Origin of the sequence: Streptomyces sp. NPDC057939, from assembly GCF_042887545.1 — a bacterium.
Taxonomy (GTDB): domain Bacteria; phylum Actinomycetota; class Actinomycetes; order Streptomycetales; family Streptomycetaceae; genus Streptomyces.
Genome location: NZ_JBHVPG010000003.1, coordinates 320857 through 334746, shown reverse-complemented (window position 1 = coordinate 334746; position 13890 = coordinate 320857). Strand labels below are relative to the sequence as shown.

The window sequence follows — 13890 nt, the reverse complement described above, 5'->3', positions numbered from 1 at the left end:
CATCCTGATGTCCGATCCCGCCCGCCGGAACGTCACGGAGAGCCATGTCCGAGCCCGCCGCCCCCGAAGCCACCGCCGCTGCCCTGTTGCGCCGTCCGCAGCTGTGGCTGATCCCCACGATCCTGACCGGCCTGCTCGCCCTGCTGCTGTCCCTGCTCTACATGGGCGGCATCGTGAACCCCAACGCGGACCTCCGCGACCTCCCCATCGCCCTCGTCAACGACGACATCGGCAAACCGCCGGCCGGACAGCAGCAGAACCTCGGCGCGCAGATCACGGCCGCCCTCGCCGCCGACACCGCGGGCGGCAAGGCCGACTGGCGCACGGTGACCCGTGCGCAGGCCCAGGACCAGCTCGACTCGGGCAAGATCTACGGCGCGCTGGTGATCCCGTCCGGTTTCACGGACTCCGTCACCGCGCTCACCACGCCCGGGGCCACGGGGCGGCCGATCATCACCGTGCTCACCAACCCCGGCAAGGGAAGCCTCGGTTCCTCCCTCGCCGGCCAGATCACCACCCGGGCGGCCCACACCGCCTCCCAGAACATCGGCCGGCAGCTCACCGCCGCCGCGGGCGACCGGGTGAACCCCACGACGAAACTCCTGCTCGCCGATCCGGTCGAGATCGTCACCCAGGTCGGCCACCCCATCGGCACCCACAGCGGCCTCGGCCTGACGGCCTTCTACTACACCCTGCTGCTGGTGCTGGCCGGGTTCATGGGCGGCAACGTGATCAGCAACGGCGTCGACACCGCCCTCGGCTACGCCGACAACGAGATCGGCCCCTGGCACACACGCCGCCCGACCGTGCCGATCAACCGGACCCAGACGCTGCTCCTCAAGATGGTGATGACCGCCGGCATCACCCTGGTCAGCACCGCTCTGGTGATGCTGGCCTGCGTCGTCGTACTCGGGATGGACGCGTCCCACCTGCCGCTGCTGTGGATCTACTCCTACTGCGCGGCCCTCGCCGTCGGCCTGGGCGTACAGGCCATCAACGCCGCGTTCGGCGGGATCGGCCAACTGGTGTCCATGTTCGTGTTCATCGTGCTGGGCCTGCCGTCCTCGGGTGCCACCGTGCCGCTCCAGGCGGTGCCGGACTTCTACCGGTTCCTGTCGCACTTCGAACCGATGCGCCAGCTCAGCGACGGCGTGCGCGCGATCCTCTACTTCGACGCCCGTGGTGACGCCGGCCTCACCCGCTCCTGGATCATGATCGCGATCGGCACCGCCTTGGCCCTGCTCTTCGGGTTCGCCATGACCGCCTACTACGACCGCAAGGGACTCAAGCGCTTCACCCCGCAGCCCGCCTGACATCGCCGGCACGCCCCTGCCCTAGCAGGGGCGTACCCGCGTGACCGGGTGGCCGTACGTTCGCACGTTCGCGCGGCAGTGCGTTCGCCGAGGTGGTCCGGACACGCTCGATCGAGCCGGAGGACGTCCCGAGTGCTGTGGCGCCCTTCTCCGGGCCGCCGGGTGCGGGACTGGATGCTGGGTGCGTCCGTCGGACCTGCCGCGCTCGCCACTGGCGGCGGTAGGGAATGGACCGCGGCGGCACGTCAGGCGCCCACCCGGCGGGGTTCGCGTGCCGAATTCAAGAGGCGAGCTGCGGTTCTGTTCCCTCGGGCGCGGTCTTCGCAGGTGTCCGGCTGCCCGTCACCCTGCGCTCGACCGCCTCTTGGCCTCTCGCCAGCCATCGCACCGGCCAGTACAGCAGGATCGCGAGGCACAGCAACCAGCCGACCGCGTGCACCGCCCACACGCCCGCCATCGTCGGGCCACCCCATGCCTGGTGGTAGTCGGTGTCGTAGTACCAGACCGGATAGGCGAAGTTCCGGACCGAGTTGAACAGCGAATAGCCGATCAGTGCGAATGCCGCCATGTCCAGCGGCAGGCTCAGCATCGCCCGGCCCAGCACCCTTCCACCCGTCCACCCCGAACCACCCGACAGCCGCCCCTGCACACGTGCGGCTCGCCCGGGCTGCCCCAGGAGAACCAGTAGCACCCCCACCAGGCCGACCGGCAGCGCCAGGAACGCACTCACCGCACCACGGACAGTCCTTCGGACCACGTACATGGCCATCCCCCACCCCGTTCACCCGTTGACTTCCCCCTGCCCCGCCGACGAAGTTCCGCGACGTTCGACGAGGGATATCGGCACGGCCCGTGCCGTGCCGATATTGGATCATCATGAGCGTCCGGGCAGGGCATGTCAACGGCACAGAGCGTGCCGATATAGTCGGGTCCATGACGGACGAGGAGGCTCCCCCGCGACGCCGTGGCACCGCACGCACCGACGAACTGCTCCGGACGACCATCGAACTGGGAGCCGAAGTCGGTTACGCAGGGTTGAGCTTCGAGGCACTCGCCCGCAGGGCAGGAGTCGGCAAGCACACGCTCTACCGGCGCTGGCCGTCCAAATCGGCCCTGCTCCTCGACGCGCTCAACCGCGTCTGGACGAAGGGCCTGGACTACCGCGACACCGGCGACGTCCGCGCCGACCTGCGCGAACAGTTCCTCCGCTCGGCCTCCGCCCTCTCCGAGCCTCCGATCGGCCCCCTCTACCGCGCAGTCATCGCCGAGGCACAAGCGGACTCGGCACTGCGGGCAACCCTGCACGCGCGGTTCCTGCGCACGGTGGAGCAGAGCACCCTCGACCGCATCACCCTCGCCCAGCAGACCGGCGAGCTGGACCCGGACGCGGACCTGACGTACGCCGCCGAGGTACTGAGCGGGACGCTTTACTACCGCTGGCTCGTGACCGACCTCCCCATCGACGAGTACGCGGTGGATGGCCTGCTGGCGATGTTCCTGGCGGCGTACGCGAGGTAGCCGAAGGCCGCCCTAGGACACCCGCGCAGCAGCGACGCGAGCGGGCGGCGGGCGGGTCCGGTGCGGGCTACGCCGCAGCGGGAAGTCGGACGTGTTCCGGACGACCGGTGCGGCCTTGCGTTCCTTCGCCGTCCGAGCGGAGGAACGCAAGGCCGCAAGACCGGGGAACCGCCCCGAGCACTGAGGGCCGAGGGCCGGTCAACCAATGGTCGGCGTCTCGGCTCGGGCTCGGACCCTCGGCGACCGCCGGGCACTCCCGCCCTGAAAGCAGAAGGAGCCGCAAGCGGCGACACAGAGTTCCTGCTCCTGTGAATGCCTGCTGGAAATCACCGGAATCCGAAGCAGTTCCAGGAAGTCGGGTTCCGACTCGCGGAGACCGGTGGGAGAAGTGGCAGTAGGCATGGGGACCTCCTGAGGACGAACGGAAGGAGAGGAAATCTGACCCCTCCATCTCACCGACCCTCCTGGTTCATCCCGTCCTCCGAACGGACGAAACGGCGGACGAAACGGCGGACGAACGGCGGACGAAACGGCGGACGGCCCTCGCGAGAGCAACGGAGCGGCACGTTCGCACAGGCCGTCGTCCCGGCCGTCAGCCCGGCCGTCAGCCCGGCCGTCGCGACCGATGGCCCTCCGCACCGCAGCCCCCGGCCGCTCCTCAGCACGCCTGACGATTGCCGGGCCGACCGGGTGCCCGGAGGATGGGCGGATCATCGTGACTCTTCCGTCGGGAGAGGCACGGGACCGATGATGCTTCGGTAGAGCTCCGGGCGGCGGTCGCCGAGCACATCGTTGTGCTCGCCCACGCGTTTGTCCCGGGCCCCGGCAAGCGCGCAGTCGGCGATGAGCAGATCCTGGCCGGTCTCGGTCGCGGGACCGGCGACGGGAAAGCCGTCCAGGTCGACGATCACGGAAGCGCCGGTCCAGAGGACGTCCCGTTCGGTTCCGGCGCGGTCGCAGGCGGCGACGTACATCCGGTTGATCGCCGCGTTGGCCTGCACCCGAATCACTTCTGACGGTCGCTCGCCCTCGGGTCTGGGGAACAACGGCCAGTTGACCGGCACGCACAGCAGGTCCGCGCCGCGCAGTGCGAGCGTGCGCACGTACTCCGGGAACTCCTGGTCGTAGCAGACCAGCAGGCCGATCCGGCCGACGGAGGTGTCGACCACGGGTGGCAGTTCGGCGCCGGGGACGAAGAACTCGTGTTCGATGCCGAAGAGATGGGCCTTGCGGTGGACCGCTCGCAGTCCGGTCGGGTCGACGAGGACGGCCGAGTCGCGGATCAGGCCGTCCTCGTCGAGCTCGCAATGGCCGCCGACGACGATCATCCGGTGGCGCCGGGCGAGCGTCGTCCAGTCGGCGAGGGTCGGGCCGTCCAAGGGCTCGGCCAGCGACGCCGCCTCCGCCGTGTCGTGGAAGACGTAGCCGCTGTTGGTGAGTTCGGGCAGGACCACGACGTCGGCCCCGGCGGCCGCGGCCCGCTCGATGGCCTCGCGGGCGGCGGCGCGATTGCCGTCCCGGTCGCCGACGCGCAGCGTGAGTTGCGCGCAGGCGACGCGGGTGGTGTCGGCGTTCGGAAAGGTCACCTCGGGCCGCCGGTGGAGGAGCCGTTGTGGGCATCGGGGCCTTCCGCGTCCCGACCCTCCAGTTCGCGGTCGCTGGCAGCGATCGCGTCCGCCTCCGCATCCAGGTCGAGGCTGCGGGTGAGCCCGTAGTACAGGGCGCCGGCCACGAGCAGGCCGACCGCGAAGGAGATGTCCGCGCCGCCCAGCGCGCTCGCGACCGGTCCGGTCCAGAACGAGGTGACGAAGAACGGCACCATCGCTGCGAAGCCGACGGTGTAGGCGGTCAGGCCCTGCCAGGACCAGAGGCCGTAGATGCCGCGCGGGTCGAAGATCGCGGTGATCGCGTAGCGGCCGCGGCGGACGAAGTAGAAGTCCACCAGGTTGACCGCCGTCCACGGGATCAGGAAGTAGAGCATCAGCAGCACGAAGTTGTTGAAGTTCGCCAGGTAGTCGGCGGGCAGGAGCAGCGCGACCACGAAGACGATCAGCTCGATCACGACGATGCCGGCGATCCGGGACTTCACCGTCGGGCGGACCTTGCGGAAGGCGTCCACGGCGCTGGTGGAGGTCAGCATCGCGCCGTAGGCGTTGACAGCCATGATCGAGATCAGGGCGAGCGAGGAGACGACGACGGCGAAGGTGCCGAAGCCGGGCAGGACGTCGTTTCCGACCTGGCGCAAGGCGGTGATCGCGTCCGGGTCCGGCAGCGCGGAGGCCAGCAGGGAGCCCAGTGACATGAGCCAGACGGCCGAGCCGGCCGCGCCGAGGTAGGTCCACCAGATGACCTTCTTGGCCGGGACGTCCTTGGGCAGGTAGCGCGAGTAGTCGGAGACGTAGACGGCGTAGCTGATCTGGTAACCGGACGCGGCCGAGAAGACGACCAGGAACGCGGTGAACCCGCCACCGGAGCCGCTCGCGGCCGCGGCCTGCGGGTCGAGTTGGACGATTGCGCCGACGGTCAGCACGCCGAACACGAGGATCAGCAGGTAGGTGAGCCAACGCTGCACGGCGTGCAGCAGGTCGTGGCCGACCACGGCCAGCACGATCGCGAGGCCGATCAGGATCGCGTACCAGAGTGTGGTGCCGCCGGGCAGGATCGTCTGAAGGCCCTGGGTTGCCAGGATCACGTTGAAGACGTTGAAGCCGATGTAGACGAAGACGACGGCCGCGAACGGGACGATCGCGCCGCGGATGCCGAACTGGGCGCGCGACTGGATCATCTGGGGCAGACCCATGCGCGGGCCCTGGTTGGCGTGGAAGGCCATGAAGAAGGTGCCGAAGCAGGCGCCCAGTACGACCGCCAGTACCGATAGGCCCAGGCCCAGTCCGAGCGAGGGACCGATGAAGCCGGTGACCATCGTGGTCAGCACGAAGTTGCCGGTGAACCAGAACGGTCCTTGGTGCCAGACCTTGCCGTGCCGCTCGCGGGCGGGGACGTAGTCGATGGAGCGTGTTTCGATCAGGCCGCCGGACGCGTTGGCGCCCGGCCTGTCGCCGACCGGCGACGGGGGGTGGGGTCCGTTCTCCATGTGGCCCTCCTGAGGTGGTCGCGGAGGCGGGATGGTCAGCAGCAACCTATGCCGCCTCGGGGCTCACAACGATGGATGCCGGGGCGTTTCCTCTTCGGCCTGATGGACGGTGTGCCTGTCCGTGTCGCTCCACCTCGCCGACCTGGTCGCGATACCCGAGCTTCGCGTGTCGGTGGTCGCGCGCGCCGGACCGGCTGGACCGGGCAGACCGGGCGGACCGGGCGGACCGGGCGGTCGAGACGGCACGCGTGTCCGAACTCCTCCTTCCGGAGCCGATCACGCCAAGGCGCGAGCCCGTGGACGACACGAGTTCGTCGAGTTGGGGACGCCGAGGAGCGGGCCGAGTTGGCGCAGCGTCAACCTCGTGCGCCAGTGGGGCGCGGCCAGCAGCACCCGGTCCTCCAACGGCAGGCTCCACGGGCGGCCGTGCCGCGGCTCGTCCGGAAACCCTGTGCCGCACCACGGTCATAGAGTTGCCGAAGCTGCGCGGGCCCAGCCCGGTGAACAGGACTGTCCAGGACGGCTCCGATGCCATGGTCACATCCGCCACAGCAAGATCATTTCACTGTGGCCGAGCCCTCCAGCCGGCCAGGATGGGCCCCGGACGCGAAGGCGAGGATCTCCGGGGCTGCCTCCCACAGACTGCCGAAGTGACGATGCACCCCATCGACCGCCGCGGGGGTGTTGACGCCCCACACCGCCATCCCGGCGCGCAGCCCGGACTGCACCCCGGAGGGAGCGTCCTCGATGACCAGGCAGTCTTCCGGTTCGGCACCGAGTTGTGCGGCCGCCCGCAGATACGGCACCGGCGACGGCTTGCCGTCCGCCACGGCGGCCGCATCCACGACGACCTTCGGGACCGGCAGGCCCGTCCGTGCGAACCGCCCCCGTACCCGGTGCTCGTAGTTCGAGGTCACGAGGGCCCAGCCCCCGGGCTCCAGGGCGTTCAGCAGTTCTGAGGCCCCGTCGAAGGCCGAATATGAGCCGGCCCGGACGTCCTCGTCCTCCAGCTCGTGCAGTGCGGCCAAGCACTCTTGAGGGTCCCGGTCCGGGGCCACCTGCGCGAACGTCTCCGTCGGCCTCGTCCGCAGCGCCACTCGGTGGACCTCATCAGGGTCGAGTCCGTACCGCTCTGCCCACGTGCGCCAGACCAGGCGCTGATTGTCCACGGCATTGATCAACGTGCCATCCACATCGAACAGGACATACCGCTTCGCAACGGGACGGCCTCGGCCGCGTTCACTGATCACGCCTCGATCATGCCATCAGGCCCCGAGCACGCAGTTTGCGGGACGAGGCCGAGGAAGGCTTCGTGGATGTCGTCGCGCCCTTCCCACCGGATGCGGAGCCGACGGAAGCCGCGGAGCCGGGCGATCGTCCGCTCGACACCACATCGGTGGATTCCGTGACCGGGTTCGTACGGGGCGCCGCGGCGGGCGATCACCGGTTGGCTGTTGAGCGCCCGAACCGGGCGGCGGTATTCGTCGCGGTCGTAGCCACCAAGTGAGAGCAGGGGACCGGCCGGCCGGCCGGCCGATACGAGCCCGCCGAACGGATGGGGGCAGGCGGAATGAGCAGGGTCTACAGGAACGTCGACCAGTTCCTCCAGTGTCCGGTCGCCGCGAAGGTCGTCCCCGACGACCTGGAGGACTTGGTCGCGAGCGCCCGGTTCCGTCGTCAGGCAACCACCGGCGCTCGGCTCCGGATGTGGTGTCCTGCCGGGGCACACACCGCGGGGACCCACACCCTGGTGTCGCCCGGTCAAGCCGCGCCGAAATCGTCGGCACACCCCGAAGACCGGGCAACCGGCAAGCCGGTCCGCCAGTTGAGTTGTCGGACCGATCCCACTGCGGAGGCTCTTGTCAGAGCCCCTCGGTCACCCTCAGGGTCGAGGCAAGGGCACGCAGGAAACAACACCCCCACCTGTGCCCCTTGCACAGGTTCCAGAGGAATCCTGCGACCAGGAGTGCGACGAAGACTCCCGCCACGATCGCCGCTCCCACCACGTGCCAGCCGAAGAAGACGAAGATTCCGACAGAGACCCAGACCACGGAGGCCAGCCACTCCGACCGCAGCACGGCGAGCAAGGAGACCCGGGTGCTACGCGGCTCACCGGCCGGAGGACGGTCGAGCCTGATGTGCTCGGGCGTTCCGCAGAGCCTCCGTTCCACGGATAATGCCGTCACCCCCTCGTCCATCGTCATGCGGCCTCCTCGTCCCGCTCCGCCCAAGACGCCGTCTGGGCACCGACGTATCGACACTAGCCCCGCGCGCCCGGGCGACCGGGGGGCGCTCAGACTTCCTCAGCCACCGGACAGGACCAAGGGTCCGCCGGGGCGAAGGCGCAAGCCCTGCCTCCACCCGGGCGCCGGGCCGATCAACCCTTCGGGCAGGGCCGGCAGGTCACGTCACGACCCGCGCGCAGTCACACGGGCGTACCGGACGTGAAGGCGTACGTTCACGGCGGCCGTCGTCACGAGGTGCGGCAAAGGCGGCTACGTGCTCCTTGGACCGGTTGCAGCAGCAGCCTTGGTCATCCGGCTCCCCCACTGATGGGCCGGCCACGTCCACGTGGTGTCCTTCTGCCTGACGGCGGACGGAGCGCGTAGCGGCCGGCGTTGCGGCCCGCGTCACCGGCGGGGTGGACGCCCGACGGCGGAACGGGCCGGAGCCGAGGAGAGGCGCTCGGGATCCCGGCGGGCACCGCCCCGGAGGCGGCCGTCCGGGCTAGGGCCTGTCGTCAAAGTCCCGTTGTCGCCCGGAGGGCGGCCTCGCGGTGTCCGGTCCGTGCTCCCGGCGTGCCGGGCGGAAGCCGGTGCACCGGACGCACTCGGGCTTTCGCTCGGTGCGGCGGGAGTGCGTGCCGGACACCGCAAGGCAGACGGGATTTGACGACAGCCACCAAAGGCCTTCGCGGCCCGCTCATGCGGGGCGAGTCGTCAGCGAACCGGCCGCCCGCCTTCGCGAACTCGCCACCCCGACCGGCCGCGGACGGCGCGGAAGCCGCCCGGTTCGACAACCTCCGCGACCAGGCGCCGTCCCGCCGATCGGAAGGATCCGAGACGGACCCGCCGAACCTCCCCGCCGACGCCCAGCAGGGTTCTAAGGTCGGCTGCCGGCTTCCGATGTGAGACTGAAGGATCCGAAGGTGCCCCTCGTCACGAAGAACAGCCCACCGTCACCCGCGGCCGCGAGGGCATCGAGGCGTTGGCCCCGCAGGGAACACCGCTCCGCGGGTCCGCTGTCGGGTCCGACGCTCCGCAATCCGCCGTTGGCGTCCCCCACCAGCAGGCCACCGGAGTACGGCACCGGATCGGCCACCACATGCCGCCCTGTTCCGGCCGACCACACCGGCGTCCCATCGGCGGGATCCACCCCAAGGAATCCCTTGCCTCCCCGAAACATCCAGACCGCCCCGGCGGCGTATCCGATCCTGCCGAACGAGTCGTACGATCCGAGCCGGGCAGGCCCCTCCGAGCCGACCCCGAACGTCACCAACGACCCTCCCTCGCATACCGCCACCACCCGTTCCTCACCCAGCGGGACGAACGCTGTCCCGTCGGACTCCGCGAGCGGCTCCGGCAGCTGCCACCGCGCAAGGACGCTCCTGTCTGTCGGATCGAGCAGCGACACCTCCCTCCCACTGCCGGTCAGCACCCCGCCGGCCCACACCAGGGTGGTCACGGACTCCACCCGCGACGGAGTGGCCCAACGCACGCGCCCGTCAGCCAGGTCCAGTCCGGCCATCGGGGTGTATCCACGCCAACCACCGATCACCACGGTGTCCGCGCAGACCACGAGATTCCCCGTCCACCTCGGTGTGGGGACGCTCCACAGCAACGCCCCGGTCCGCAAGTCGAGGCAGGACAGCAGGTCCGGTGTCTGCGGCAGTACCAGGACCCTGTCGCCCGTGAGCACCATCCCCCGCAGCCAGGTGCCCATCGGGACGTCCCAACGCACCGCGCCATCGGCTCGCTCCAGGCAGACCAGCCGGGTGCGCCGCTCGTGCAGGACGACGCAGTCCGGCCCGACGGCGAAGGCGGAGCCGCGTCCCCTTTGGTACAGGTCGCGCCGCCAAAGCACCGTTGCGATCATCGGACCATCTCACCACACCCGAGACCCGCGTCCGGCTGCGGGATCAACCCGCCGCATGCTGCTCCACCGCCACCCGGCCGCCTCGAACTCCGATGGCTCTTGCACCACTTCACGCAGTCCCTCCGCATCGCGGACCGGAACGGAACGAACCGCGAACCTTTCAGGCTGCGCCGGCGCGTCGCCGGCGTCGCCGGCCAGATTGACGTGCCGTTGACGGGCGACGGCGACGGCGACGGCGACGGCGACGGCGACGGCGACGGCGACGGCGACGGCGACGGACAATAACGATCCGTCGAATCGCCTCGCTCCGTTTACGGGATTACTCCTGCGGTGGGCCGATGACGGAACCGCCGATCTGCTCCGCGAGCCAGGAGGCGTGTCGTTCCTCGGACCCATCGCGACTACCGCGGCGCACGTGAACGAGCACAGTGTGGTGATCGGAGCGTTCGTCAAGGCTTTTGGTCCGGCAGTTGAACAGCAGGGAAACGCGGGCGTTGTTGGCCTCGCCGGGAATGTCACGGTCCGGTACGTCGGGCCAGATCAAGCTCGACCACCAGATCTCGCCGATGTTCGAACCAACCAGGGCGGCGAACTGTTCCTCGATGCTGTCAACGGCCCGGTATTCCATCGATGCCCAGAGCGGCAGGTGGGAGGCAAGGAAGTCCGGATCCGTGGAGAGTTCGGGTGCGTGGACACCGCCGTGCAGGCCCGTCGGGTCGGAAGGATCCCGCGCCCAGTCCTCGACATCCACCTTGCGGAACCAGGCATCCGGCAGCGCCTCGCGCATTCGCAACACTTCCGGGACGGTGCACAGCTCGACGTCCACCGACACCTCCGCGTACTGCTGGTCGCCCACTGCCACGAGCTGACGCGCCACGCTCAGAGCCAGGACCGGGTCGGTGGTGCGGTGGACCGGGTACGCGATGGGGTTGGACATGCGAGCACCCTGCCACAACCGACATCGGACGAAGATCCCTTTTTGCTTTCGGTCAGTCAGAACGAACCAAGTCCCGTTGAACCGTCACATGAGCGGCATGACAGAACCGGTCCTGCCGCGCCGTCAGCCCGGGCACGGGTGCGCACCGTGCGCTCGCAGTCGGCTCGTCGGCTCGTCGAGCCGTCGGGTCGTCGGGTCGTCGGGTCGTCGGGTCGTCGGGTCGTCGGCGATTCCGCCGCCCTGAGGCCATCGGTGCAGGCTGGGTCTGTTCAGTCAGCTCCAGGGGTGGACGACCGCTCGCTCGGCCCGCCTGCGCACGATACGCGAGGCGCACGCCAGGGCTCCGCTCGCGACGATCATGGCCGGACCACCGACGAAGGCGACCTCCGCCGCCGTCCGGGCCGTCGTGGGGTTCCCTTCCGAGCCCACGACGCGGTACTGCACCGCCGAGAGGGGGAACGTACCGGTCTCGGCGGTCGGCGCCGTTCCTTCGTCGGGTTCGAACTGGTCGCTGACCGGGCTGCGGCGGCCGTCCCCCAGAACGATCAGCCTTCCCTCGGGCACCTTCACCTCGAAGTCGGCCGAGCCACCACTCACGACCGCGTGATCCACGTACGGTTCGTCGAGGACCTTCCCGTTCAGCGTCAGATGGCCTTCGCCGCCCCGATAGGCAAGCGTGTCCCCTCCCAGCGCAACCACCCTGCCGATCACCGAGCCCCCGTCGGGATGCTCGACCGTCACGTCGAAACCGATGACGTCCCCATGGCGCACCTCATCCCCCGTGGTGGTCTCCGCGTAGAAGACCTCGCCCTGCGGGTAGGCCGGAGCCATGGAGTCGTCACCCATCCGGTTCGTGAAGGTGTACGAGTGCGCGAAGAAGGAATGCACGAGTCCGAGACAGAACCCGGCCGCGCCGACGGCCAGCGTCGAAACAGCCGCACGCCGCAGCCACCGCCCCGGTCTGCGCACTTCGACGTTCCCGGACTGCCCCATGTCATCTTCCTTCTCCCGGTGGTGCAGGAACCCTACGATCCGGCCGCAACCGGCGTGTCAGCGGGAGTGGAGGGCGAAGTTCAGCCCGCGACGCGGGTAGCCCCGCGCGCAGGTTCCGGTTCAGGAGAGCGAGAGCGTGTCGCGGCGATCCCCTCGTTCATGGCCGTGAACGACCAGGCCAGGGTGTTCACCGCGGTGGTGGCTGTGCCCTTCCCGGCCGCGGCGGTGGGCCGTTCCCGCGCTGCGGCGACGGCCACCTCGGCCATTACTTGAGAACCACCCTCTTCAGACAGGTCGCAAGCCGACTCGGGCCAATCCGGAACAGGTGGACCGGGGTCTGGTGGTCCGTCGCCGCGGGTTCGGCCTGACCGGATCGATCATGGCGGTCCCCGGACGGATGGGAGTCGGCCTGGCCTACGTCGATCCACGCCCTGGGTCGGGGAAGCTTCCCCCCGGGTCCCGGGCAACTGCGCGGACACGCCCCCGGTATGTCGGTGGCGTGTCCGGCGACAACACGCCCCCGGATACGAAGCGGTACATCACATGCCGCAGCGAGACCTTCGGCGGCGCGTACCCGTCCACGATCTGCTGCGGGCGTTTCACGAAGCCATATCGATACAGGGGCCCCGTCGGATGGCCGTCAGCCCGGGATATGGATGCCGTCTTTCCTCGGCTATCGCGAGGAATGGCACCTCATGCAGTCGGAGCACTCAAGTAGCTCGGGCCGCGCTCGCCGACGGCCGCCCAGCCCAAGCCCGGGTGCCGGTGCGCAGACGTTTCCTTGTGCCCACCCGCACCAATAAGAAACAAATAAGATCGAATGCATGGCCGGGGTGGGGTCGGGCACACGGTGCCTCGGAGGTTGATAACCATGGTTCCCCTGCTTCTCGTTCTTCTGCTGGCACTGATCCTCTTCGGCGCGGGTTTCGCGGTGAAGATCCTTTGGTGGATCGCCATCGCCGTCCTGGTCCTGTGGCTGGTCGGCTTCGTCGCCCGCCCCAAAGGCAGTAGTGGCCGCTGGTACCGCTGGTAGCCGCGACCGCACAACGCAGCCACAAGCTGCATGCCGGTGGCCTGGCCCCCCGATCGTGACGGGGAGCCAGGCCACCGGCATGTTCGCCTACCCGAGCTAGGGGCCGGTCGGTGTGAAGTCCCACCGCGGGGGTACCCGCATGACAGCCGGGACGGTCGCCGTGACGCAGCAGGGGACCTGCTCACCTCCAACGATCGACGGCCGCCCCGGTCCCGAACCCAATCCGGGCGGGGCGGGTGTCGGGTTCTCCGCAGCACCGGCCCGCGGCATCCGGTCGGGCACCTTGAGGCCCTCTCCGCGTTCGCGGCCTTCGGCGACCTCGCATCGCGGGCCGACTACGACAAGAAGATCGCCCGAGGGAACCACCACGCTCAGGCTTTGCTCTGCCTCGCTGCGCGCCGTGCCGACGTCGTCTTCGCGATGCTCCGCGACCGCACCGGCCAAAAACCCGCAGCCCGTTCGGGCCATCGTTCCACGGGCCTGGACCACGGTCAGGAGGTGGTCCGTGGGTCCGTAGTCGATCTTCCAGTCGGCATAGACCCCCACTGCACCATCCCACCGGCACCGCAGCCCAACCGTCACCCAGCGGACCGATCCGTCGTCGGCAAGCGAGAACGCGACTGCCGCCTCGAACTCCCGGCTTCCGCAAGGGCAGCCGGCCTCGCCAGGATCCACGTCCTCCCAAAACTCCTCACTGTCCGCAATGAACGCGCGGCCGCCGCAAGCAACACACATGTGCTCGGCCCCGCCCTCGACATCGTCGAAGAGCACGAGGAACGCACGCCCGCCACAATCGCCACAGACCGAAGGAACGATCGTCACCGGACGACTGTCGTCGGCACTCCGGAGAAGCACCGCGAGATCCGCAGAGACACCCTCGCCAACCTGATCATCAGCATGCACGGGC

14 protein-coding genes and 1 pseudogene are annotated in these 13890 nt (G+C 69.4%); 5 read left to right on the top strand and 10 right to left on the bottom strand.

What is annotated here, in order from left to right:
* The first annotated feature begins 44 nt into the window (after window positions 1–44).
* Window positions 45–1313 carry a DUF3533 domain-containing protein gene (locus ACFVS6_RS05830; protein ID WP_389700982.1) on the top strand — a complete coding sequence of 423 codons (1269 nt, stop codon included), beginning with the start codon at window positions 45–47 and terminating at the stop codon, window positions 1311–1313.
* 280 nt (window positions 1314–1593) lie between these two features.
* Here ACFVS6_RS05830 and ACFVS6_RS05825 read toward each other — a convergent pair whose 3' ends face one another.
* Window positions 1594–2082 carry a hypothetical protein gene (locus tag ACFVS6_RS05825; RefSeq protein ID WP_389700980.1) on the bottom strand — a complete coding sequence of 163 codons (489 nt, stop codon included), beginning with the start codon at window positions 2080–2082 and terminating at the stop codon, window positions 1594–1596.
* A gap of 164 nt (window positions 2083–2246) precedes the next feature.
* On the opposite strand from ACFVS6_RS05825, the gene ACFVS6_RS05820 reads away from it, so the two are divergent.
* Window positions 2247–2831, top strand: coding sequence for a TetR/AcrR family transcriptional regulator (locus tag ACFVS6_RS05820; protein ID WP_389700979.1), 585 nt, complete (start codon window positions 2247–2249; stop codon window positions 2829–2831).
* Between the two features lie 710 nt (window positions 2832–3541).
* Here the strand turns inward: ACFVS6_RS05820 and ACFVS6_RS05815 are convergent.
* From ACFVS6_RS05815 to ACFVS6_RS05800, 4 genes and pseudogenes are all read right to left on the bottom strand, one after another.
* Window positions 3542–4417, bottom strand: a complete 876-nt coding sequence (locus ACFVS6_RS05815; RefSeq protein ID WP_389700977.1) for a nitrilase-related carbon-nitrogen hydrolase — start codon at window positions 4415–4417, stop codon at window positions 3542–3544.
* Window positions 4414–5925 (bottom strand): purine-cytosine permease family protein, encoded by a 1512-nt coding sequence (locus ACFVS6_RS05810; protein WP_389700976.1) that lies wholly within the window; start codon window positions 5923–5925, stop codon window positions 4414–4416. The genes ACFVS6_RS05815 and ACFVS6_RS05810 overlap by 4 nt, the downstream gene beginning before the upstream one ends.
* Window positions 5926–6240: 315 nt before the next feature.
* A pseudogene (locus ACFVS6_RS05805) lies at window positions 6241–6475 on the bottom strand (IS5/IS1182 family transposase); the annotation flags it as partial.
* Between the two features lie 7 nt (window positions 6476–6482).
* A complete protein-coding gene (locus ACFVS6_RS05800) occupies window positions 6483–7175 on the bottom strand; it encodes an HAD-IA family hydrolase (protein WP_389700975.1) in 693 nt (230 codons plus the stop codon).
* Window positions 7176–7237: 62 nt separating this feature from the next.
* On the opposite strand from ACFVS6_RS05800, the gene ACFVS6_RS05795 reads away from it, so the two are divergent.
* Window positions 7238–7432, top strand: a complete 195-nt coding sequence (locus tag ACFVS6_RS05795) for a hypothetical protein (RefSeq protein ID WP_389700973.1) — start codon at window positions 7238–7240, stop codon at window positions 7430–7432.
* Between the two features lie 355 nt (window positions 7433–7787).
* On the opposite strand, the gene ACFVS6_RS05790 is transcribed toward ACFVS6_RS05795, so the two are convergent.
* Both ACFVS6_RS05790 and ACFVS6_RS05785 read right to left on the bottom strand, forming a co-directional pair.
* Window positions 7788–8129, bottom strand: a complete 342-nt coding sequence (locus tag ACFVS6_RS05790) for a hypothetical protein (RefSeq protein WP_389700971.1) — start codon at window positions 8127–8129, stop codon at window positions 7788–7790.
* 898 nt (window positions 8130–9027) lie between these two features.
* Window positions 9028–10020: a PQQ-binding-like beta-propeller repeat protein gene (locus ACFVS6_RS05785; protein WP_389700969.1), complete on the bottom strand. Its 993-nt coding sequence runs from the start codon at window positions 10018–10020 to the stop codon at window positions 9028–9030.
* Between the two features lie 99 nt (window positions 10021–10119).
* Between ACFVS6_RS05785 and ACFVS6_RS05780 the strand changes: the two genes are divergently transcribed.
* A complete protein-coding gene (locus tag ACFVS6_RS05780; RefSeq protein ID WP_389700967.1) occupies window positions 10120–10305 on the top strand; it encodes a hypothetical protein in 186 nt (61 codons plus the stop codon).
* A 34-nt stretch (window positions 10306–10339) separates the two neighbouring features.
* Here the strand turns inward: ACFVS6_RS05780 and ACFVS6_RS05775 are convergent, their stop codons facing one another.
* Both ACFVS6_RS05775 and lepB read right to left on the bottom strand, forming a co-directional pair.
* Window positions 10340–10957, bottom strand: coding sequence for a hypothetical protein (locus ACFVS6_RS05775; RefSeq protein WP_389700966.1), 618 nt, complete (start codon window positions 10955–10957; stop codon window positions 10340–10342).
* A gap of 273 nt (window positions 10958–11230) precedes the next feature.
* Window positions 11231–11950 carry a signal peptidase I gene (gene lepB, locus ACFVS6_RS05770; RefSeq protein WP_389700964.1) on the bottom strand — a complete coding sequence of 240 codons (720 nt, stop codon included), beginning with the start codon at window positions 11948–11950 and terminating at the stop codon, window positions 11231–11233.
* Window positions 11951–12821: 871 nt separating this feature from the next.
* On the opposite strand from lepB, the gene ACFVS6_RS05765 reads away from it, so the two are divergent.
* Window positions 12822–12983: a hydrophobic protein gene (locus ACFVS6_RS05765; protein ID WP_389700962.1), complete on the top strand. Its 162-nt coding sequence runs from the start codon at window positions 12822–12824 to the stop codon at window positions 12981–12983.
* A gap of 96 nt (window positions 12984–13079) precedes the next feature.
* Here the strand turns inward: ACFVS6_RS05765 and ACFVS6_RS05760 are convergent, their stop codons facing one another.
* Window positions 13080–13805 carry a hypothetical protein gene (locus ACFVS6_RS05760; protein WP_389700960.1) on the bottom strand — a complete coding sequence of 242 codons (726 nt, stop codon included), beginning with the start codon at window positions 13803–13805 and terminating at the stop codon, window positions 13080–13082.
* Window positions 13806–13890: the final 85 nt, after the last annotated feature.

Coding starts and splice junctions, on each gene's coding strand:
- ACFVS6_RS05830 (WP_389700982.1), top strand. CDS start 45: ATGTCCGAGCCCGCCGCCCCCGAAGCCACCGCCGCTGCCCTGTTGCGC.
- ACFVS6_RS05825 (WP_389700980.1), bottom strand. CDS start 2,082: ATGGCCATGTACGTGGTCCGAAGGACTGTCCGTGGTGCGGTGAGTGCG.
- ACFVS6_RS05820 (WP_389700979.1), top strand. CDS start 2,247: ATGACGGACGAGGAGGCTCCCCCGCGACGCCGTGGCACCGCACGCACC.
- ACFVS6_RS05810 (WP_389700976.1), bottom strand. CDS start 5,925: ATGGAGAACGGACCCCACCCCCCGTCGCCGGTCGGCGACAGGCCGGGC.
- ACFVS6_RS05790 (WP_389700971.1), bottom strand. CDS start 8,129: ATGACGATGGACGAGGGGGTGACGGCATTATCCGTGGAACGGAGGCTC.
- ACFVS6_RS05785 (WP_389700969.1), bottom strand. CDS start 10,020: ATGATCGCAACGGTGCTTTGGCGGCGCGACCTGTACCAAAGGGGACGC.
- ACFVS6_RS05775 (WP_389700966.1), bottom strand. CDS start 10,957: ATGTCCAACCCCATCGCGTACCCGGTCCACCGCACCACCGACCCGGTC.
- lepB (WP_389700964.1), bottom strand. CDS start 11,950: ATGGGGCAGTCCGGGAACGTCGAAGTGCGCAGACCGGGGCGGTGGCTG.
- ACFVS6_RS05765 (WP_389700962.1), top strand. CDS start 12,822: ATGGTTCCCCTGCTTCTCGTTCTTCTGCTGGCACTGATCCTCTTCGGC.